This is a genomic window from Pseudomonas sp. Ant30-3 (genome assembly GCF_000690905.1).
In the GTDB taxonomy this organism is placed as follows: Bacteria; Pseudomonadota; Gammaproteobacteria; order Pseudomonadales; family Pseudomonadaceae; genus Aquipseudomonas.
The window spans coordinates 1-6,165 of sequence record NZ_JMCL01000129.1 but is presented as its reverse complement, the minus strand read 5'-3'; the positions used below and the strand labels follow the sequence as shown (position 1 = coordinate 6,165).

The 6,165-nt window shown below is 65.3% G+C and carries 6 protein-coding genes; 1 reads left to right on the top strand and 5 read right to left on the bottom strand.

Features of this window, described 5'->3' with window-relative positions:
• Positions 1 to 867: 867 nt before the first annotated feature.
• Positions 868 to 1,152 carry a hypothetical protein gene (locus DU29_RS0125945; protein ID WP_028624327.1) on the bottom strand — a complete coding sequence of 95 codons (285 nt, stop codon included), beginning with the start codon at positions 1,150 to 1,152 and terminating at the stop codon, positions 868 to 870.
• Positions 1,153 to 1,331: 179 nt separating this feature from the next.
• Here DU29_RS0125945 and mobQ point away from each other — a divergent pair, with 179 nt between their 5' ends.
• A complete protein-coding gene (gene mobQ, locus DU29_RS1000000131005; protein ID WP_050483183.1) occupies positions 1,332 to 3,356 on the top strand; it encodes a MobQ family relaxase in 2,025 nt (674 codons plus the stop codon).
• Positions 3,357 to 3,654: 298 nt separating this feature from the next.
• Here the strand turns inward: mobQ and DU29_RS0125930 are convergent, their stop codons facing one another.
• The 4 genes from DU29_RS0125930 to DU29_RS01000000130465 form a co-directional block, all read right to left on the bottom strand.
• Positions 3,655 to 4,332, bottom strand: a complete 678-nt coding sequence (locus DU29_RS0125930; protein ID WP_236645655.1) for a hypothetical protein — start codon at positions 4,330 to 4,332, stop codon at positions 3,655 to 3,657.
• A gap of 410 nt (positions 4,333 to 4,742) precedes the next feature.
• Positions 4,743 to 4,964: a hypothetical protein gene (locus DU29_RS0125915; protein ID WP_028624324.1), complete on the bottom strand. Its 222-nt coding sequence runs from the start codon at positions 4,962 to 4,964 to the stop codon at positions 4,743 to 4,745.
• A gap of 69 nt (positions 4,965 to 5,033) precedes the next feature.
• The gene (locus DU29_RS01000000130470; protein ID WP_202983035.1) at positions 5,034 to 5,435 is read right to left on the bottom strand and encodes a hypothetical protein; all 402 of its coding nucleotides are present in this window, start codon (positions 5,433 to 5,435) and stop codon (positions 5,034 to 5,036) included.
• 31 nt (positions 5,436 to 5,466) lie between these two features.
• Positions 5,467 to 6,033 carry a helix-turn-helix domain-containing protein gene (locus tag DU29_RS01000000130465; protein WP_236645654.1) on the bottom strand — a complete coding sequence of 189 codons (567 nt, stop codon included), beginning with the start codon at positions 6,031 to 6,033 and terminating at the stop codon, positions 5,467 to 5,469.
• Positions 6,034 to 6,165 lie beyond the last annotated feature (132 nt).

The window sequence follows — 6,165 nt, the reverse complement described above, 5'->3', positions numbered from 1 at the left end:
CGTCCGATGAGGCTTGCCCAAGCCTCATGCGCGGCCCGCTCTGTCTGTACCCAATGACCAGTCGGGCGGCGTTGCTGGAGTTCCTTCGTCATGATCCAGGGGTAGCTCATTCTGCGGTAAGGTTGCCGCATTCTTGCTGAAAAATTCAGCAAGAGCAACGTAAAACTTGGCAGATTTTTACAGCTTTCCTGCGTCAAATAATGGCAGGGTTACCGCATCCAGGGTGCGGTAACCCTACCGCATCCAGGGTGCGGTAACCCCATTGCGCAAGTCATTGATTTTAAAGGGTTTTGATTTTCCCCTTTCTTATGATCTATGGAGGCCGTGCGCGCTTGCGCGCGCGGCTAGGTGGTGCCGCCTGCGGCGCCACCGCTTGCGGCCTTGCAGGCTGCCATGAAGGCAGCCGCCGGCCTCGGTGGTGCCCTCACCACCGTGCTTTTCCTGCTCCTACGAGTAGGAAAAACGGTGCTTTTTGAAGCCCAGGTCGCCGAGCGGAGGGGGCGAAGCCGCCGCAGCGCAGGGGACCCGACAAGCGAAGCGCGTCAGTGCGGATCGCCAGGCTACGCCGTGGCGGCAGTTATCCACGGGCGCAGCCGGTGGGTAACTGCCATGGGCTGACCTAGGCGGTGCAGCCACCACCGTAGCCGGCGCGTAGCGCCGGGGCGGCCGCAGGCCGCCTTGTACCTGGCAAATTTTGCGCGAGCCTGATGTCGGCACCGTTCCAGTCGCTGCTGGCCGCCCACCACCGTGCAACGCCTGGTAGGCCGTGCAACGGCGCATTCGCTCCTTCACGGTGCTGCCTTCGGCCTGCGCGCTTCGCTTGCGGGTAATCAGTGGAGGGGGTGGCTAGGCCCCGGCGCCTGCAGACTATTGTCTGCGAGCGACCAGACGCAGCAGTGTCTCAGACCCCTTGCCATCCTCGCCGAGAACGGCCTTGCGCTCGTACTGTCGTGACAGGAAGCGATCCATCAGGGCCAGCAAATCGTCCAGCCCCTCGCCGCCTCGCTGGATCTGGTCGAGCAGAGCGGCGCCGACCAGGACTTTCACCTTGTCATCAGCCTTCTTCTGTTGGGCACGTTCGCGGGCCTCGACCTGCTGAATCTTGGCGGTCAGTTGGTCGCGCTTCTGCTTCAAATCGTCGAGGGTAGCCACCGGCTTTTCTCCTGCTTTTCACGTAGGAACAGCCTACTCAGATTCGCGGGTTGGCGCTAGACTATCAGCGTGCACGGACATCCCTGAGCAACAGCGAAGGGCGCACTTATGCAAACTTCGTTTGCGTGCGGTCGGCTTCGCCGACAAGAGCCAAAGCAAAAAGCTCAGGAGCAAAAGCCGTGGCGATCTACTCCGCCAGTGTGAAGACGATCAGCAGAAGCGGTGGCCGTTCGGCCACTGCTGCTGCTGCGTATCGCACTGGTGAGGAAGTGGTAGATCAGCGCACGGGCGAGGTGCACGACTACCGCCGTCGCGGCGGTGTCGTCGGCGTGTCGATGCTGCTGCCGGAAGGCGTGGCGGCGATGAACACCGCCGAGCTGTGGAACCTGGCCGAGGGCGCCGAGAAGCGGAAGAACGCGACCGTGGCCCGTGAGCTTCTGGTGGCCCTGCCGCACGAGCTGGACACGGCCCAGCGCCAGGCGCTGGCCGAGGCCATCGCCGGCGACCTGGTGGAGCGCTACCAGGTCGGCGCCCAGGTGGCGGTGCACCTGCCCGACGCCGAGGGCGACAACCGCAACCACCACGCGCACATCCTGTTCACCACGCGCCGCCTCGGCCCGGCCGGGCTGGGCGAGAAGACCCGCGAGCTGGACGACCTCAAGCGCGGCCCGGAGGAAGTGAAGTGGATCCGCGCCATGGTCGAGGGGCGCACGAATGCCGCCCTTGAAGCGGCAGGCCACGCCGAGCGCGTGGACCGGCGCAGCTTGGCCGACCAGCACGCCGCCGCCCTGGAGGCGGGCGACCAGGTGAAGGCGATGGAGACCGACCGGGCGCCGACCATCCATGACGGCCCGGCGATCACCAAGGCCCGCCGCGAGGCCGAGCGCCGTGGCGAGCCGGCGCCCGACCTGGACAAGTTGGCCCGGAGCGACCTGCGCCGCGACCAGCGGGAGCTGGCCCAGGTCAGCGCCAAGATCTACGAATGGGAAGTGCTGGCCGAGCGCCGAGCCAAGGCCGAGCAGATCCGCCGCATGGTGCCGGATACCGCGCCGGCGCCGGCGCAGATCCACGACCTGGCCGCAGCACGCGCCCAGCGCGGCCTGCCGGCAGTCGAGCAGCCGGCGCCGGCCAAGCGGGAGAACGAGGCGCAGCGCGTCGAGCGCCTGCTGGCCGAGGCTGCCGCGGCGAAACGACAGTGGGATGACCTGGTGCACGAGTGCCAGGCCATCCAGAAGCGCCAGGCGAAGGGGCAGCCGGCCTACGTCAAGGACGTGATCGAGCTGGGTCACAAGCGCCTGGAGGCCCAGGCCAAGCTGGAGGCGGCCAAGGCCGACCAGGCGCGGCAGGAGCAGCGCATGGCCGCACACCCGAACCCGCTCGCCGACTGGGCGACCCGGCTGGGCCACAAGACCAAGGTAGATCTCGCTCGCCGCGAGGCGAAGCGGGCTGACCAGGCGTTCCGGGGGCATCCGGACTACAAGCGGGCTGTGGCCTGGAACACCAGGAACAAGGCCGACCAAGCGCGCCTGGCCCGTCCTGCAGGGCGGGACGCGCCGCAGATCGACCTGGAGATATCCGAGGCCCGGGCCCGCGCCGAGGCTGCCCAGCGGGCGGCCGACCGGGCGGCGGCAGATCCTCGCGAGTTGGTACGGCAGATGGACGCCGCGCTCCTCGATCGGAAGAACGCGCTGGCCGAGCTGCCCAGGAACGCCCAGGCCGAGCGCGAGCTGGCCGCCGACCGGGAGATAGTGCGGGCACTGCGGCAGCAGATCGAGCAGCCCGACCGCCCCTCGGCCGAGGCGCTGTCGGAGATCCTGGAGCGCCATCAGGTGCAGGCCAGGCACTGGCAGGGCGTGGCCGAAGGGGTTACCCGGGAACGTACCCGGCGCCTCCTGCAGGAGCGCCAGAGGGCCCAGCAGGCGCTGCGCGAGGCAGTGGAGCGAGAACAGGGCATCGAGGCCGCCCAGGCCCACGAGCTGGCCCGCATCGAGCGCGAGGAACGGCGGATCGAGCAGCTACTCGCCGACGTGGACGGCTTCGACCAGGGCAAGCCCAAGCCATTGCCGGCACTGGCCGAGGAACGCCAGCGCCTGGAGCAGGACCGGCAGCGCCTGGACGAGGTGCCGGCATGGGCTGAGCAAGCGCGTGCCGAGGCCCTGGAGCAGGAAGAACACCACCGGCCAAGTCCGTTCCGGCCCTGGTGATCCGGCGTCCCTGCCGGCGCTGGTGGTCTAGCCCGGGCCAAAAGCCGCCCGGGCTAGACGCGGCATCCATGCCTCACCAGCTCGATGATTGGGGGTGAACCCCGGTTACCCAGGATGATCAAAAATGACGAATAGCCCTTTAACTATTCAACGAATGGTTGAATAATGGGGCCACTGACAGGTAGCGCCGACCGGTGTAAGCGCCCGTCCACCTCGCAAGAGGTCCGCACCATAGAGTGGGATAACCAAGAGACTCCGGATTAAAGAAGAAGCCCCGCATTGCGGGGCTTTTTCTTTTTCAGCGCGGCACCTTGATCTCTTTGCCCTGGTACCGGTTCAGCAGGATGAACTTGAAACTGATGGGCTTCTTGTACTGCAGCGGATCGTAGCGCTCGTGGGCACTGTTCACGAAGAGGTTGAGGTGCGCCCCCTCGGCCTTCTTGGCCTTGGTCACGGTGAAGAACACTGCGTAGTCGAAGGTGCGCCCCTGGTGGACCACCTCCAGGGTGACGAACTCCTCCCGGCCCGTGTGCATACATCGGCGCTCGGTCAAAGTCGCGACGATCCCTGGCAGTTGCTTCGACAGCTCCCATCGCAGGTCGCAGAACACCCGTTTCTCGCGTGAATCGCTGTACCAGCGATCCTGGCTGACCTGCTCACCTGGTAGCGCGTCCCGGGCGAAGCAGTGCAGGCCATAGGTGACATTCACCTTGAGCACCAGGTCGGGTTTATCGTCTTTGCCCGGGATGGTTACCTCCCAGAGGTGAGGGTGCAGGTGGCCCAGGTCGTAGGCCACACCCCCTATGGTTGCTGCCTTCCAGGCAATGCCGCTTGTTGGTTTTCCCATCTCGTGCAGTTCGCTCAAATCCCCAATGGCCGCCATTTTGCCATGCGCGCACTCAATCGCCTGTTTCTGGTCGGTAGTGACGTCGCTGGTAGGGAAGCAAGGGCTTGGTGTCCAGGCGGTCGGTGTCATCCAGCCCCCAGGCCTGGAGCAATGCCGGCAGTGGCCCCCCGCGAAAACTAACTTTCAGGTCGACCAGGTCGCGTAGTTCCCGGCTGCGCTCTGCCGGCGTGCAGGGGTATCGGCGGAGTATGTCCAGGGCGAACCTGGCGCGGCGCTGCTGGATGCCCTCCAGGGCCTCCAGGGCGCGTTTCAGCGAGGGGAGAGGGTCAGGGTCGTACCAAACGAGCAGGGCGACCTCGATCAGGGCCTCAGGCGCAGCCTGGGCCAGCGGAGCGCTGGCCAGGCTGGCGAGAGGGTGAGTCACAGCACGACTACCGCCACGACGATGGCGGCGAGGACGAGCAGCAGGAACAGGAAGCCCCCGGCACCACTGGAGCCGGTGTTGCGGCCGCTGTTCGGATCAAAAGACCAGCCCATGTTCAGCCCTCCTCTGCCAGGTTGACCAGGAAGCGCCGGAAGGCGCGTTGCGTCGAGCGGGTGGCCGACGCCGCCTGGTAGGCGGCGACGACCTGGTCGAGCGCCGGTTGCAGCAGAGCGCTGAGCGCCTGCAGGTACACGTCGCCCTGCGGCGAATCCAGCCCGGGGCTGGACTCGACCAGCAGATCGGCGGTGATGTTCGGGGATACAATCGCAACAGCCATGGTGACCTCCTAGCGGTCTCTGTGGTTAGGCGCTAGTCGAGGGTTGCCGCCCTCGGCCGGCGCCGGTTCTTACCCGTTCCGGGTGAATAGCGGCCGTCGCCACCAGGGCAACGGCTTGTCATCTGGCACACTTTCAGCCGTGTCAGGCTGTGCCGACTCCGGCTTGTGCTCGATCAGGCGCATAGCCTGGCGCAACTCGGCGACCTCCTCTCGTAAAGCCTTCAGTTCGGCCAGGATCAGGGCCGTATCCTGTGTGCCAAGGCCAGTGTCGCCATGTGCCGTTTTTTCGGGTTCTGGCTGTGCCAGGGGTTTCAGCTCGCCATAGACGCGGATCAGCTCGGACGTTTCCAAACGGCGTGCACTGTCGCCCTCAGGCTCCCAGGACAAGCGGCCTGCGGCCATGTCACGGTAGAGCGTGCGGCGGCTCTTGCCGGTCAGCTTCTGCGCTTCCTGGATGGTGTGCCAAGCCATGTGTCACGTCTCCTTGATGGGGTGTGCCACTCTACTCTTTGTCGGCCTGGCCATTCACCCAGTCCAGGGTGCGAGGATCTCGAACCAGGCTAGGCTCCATCCCCTCCAAAATCGGCTGTGACGGCGGGGTGTCGCCTGGGCCATGGGGTATGGCTGTCTCGCCAGGGAAGAGGGACGGGATGCGTTGCAGGGGGTCGGTGGAAAGGGATAGGGGATCCTGGTCCTCAACATCCGCTATGACCGTCGCGCTGAACATCGACAAGCGCAGTTGGTCACGAGCCTGCCCCCAAGCTACTCGGTCATTGATCACGTATGCCGCTTCTTTGCCCTTCCCGATCCGAACGATCTGGATCCAGCGCTCAGCCTCCAGAACCTTTAGCGCCCTCTGCACCGTGTCGACGCTGCAGTTCATGATCTTGCCCAGCACCTTCTGAGGGACTACCACCGCGTTCTGATGGCCCATGCGAGCCACCAGGTGGTGCATGAGCTCGGCAGCCTTGGGTTTGCGTCCGATGAGGCTTGCCCAAGCCTCATGCGCGGCCCGCTCTGTCTGTACCCAATGACCAGTCGGGCGGCGTTGCTGGAGTTCCTTCGTCATGATCCAGGGGTAGCTCATTCTGCGGTAAGGTTGCCGCATTCTTGCTGAAAAATTCAGCAAGAGCAACGTAAAACTTGGCAGATTTTTACAGCTTTCCTGCGTCAAATAATGGCAGGGTTACCGCATCCAGGG

What these genes read in the sequence shown, in the direction of transcription:
- DU29_RS01000000130470 (WP_202983035.1), bottom strand. Translation starts at nt 5,435, where the DNA reads ATGGCTTGGCACACCATCCAGGAAGCGCAGAAGCTGACCGGCAAGAGC.
- DU29_RS0125930 (WP_236645655.1), bottom strand. Translation starts at nt 4,332, where the DNA reads ATGACACCGACCGCCTGGACACCAAGCCCTTGCTTCCCTACCAGCGAC.
- DU29_RS0125915 (WP_028624324.1), bottom strand. Translation starts at nt 4,964, where the DNA reads ATGGCTGTTGCGATTGTATCCCCGAACATCACCGCCGATCTGCTGGTC.
- DU29_RS01000000130465 (WP_236645654.1), bottom strand. Translation starts at nt 6,033, where the DNA reads ATGACGAAGGAACTCCAGCAACGCCGCCCGACTGGTCATTGGGTACAG.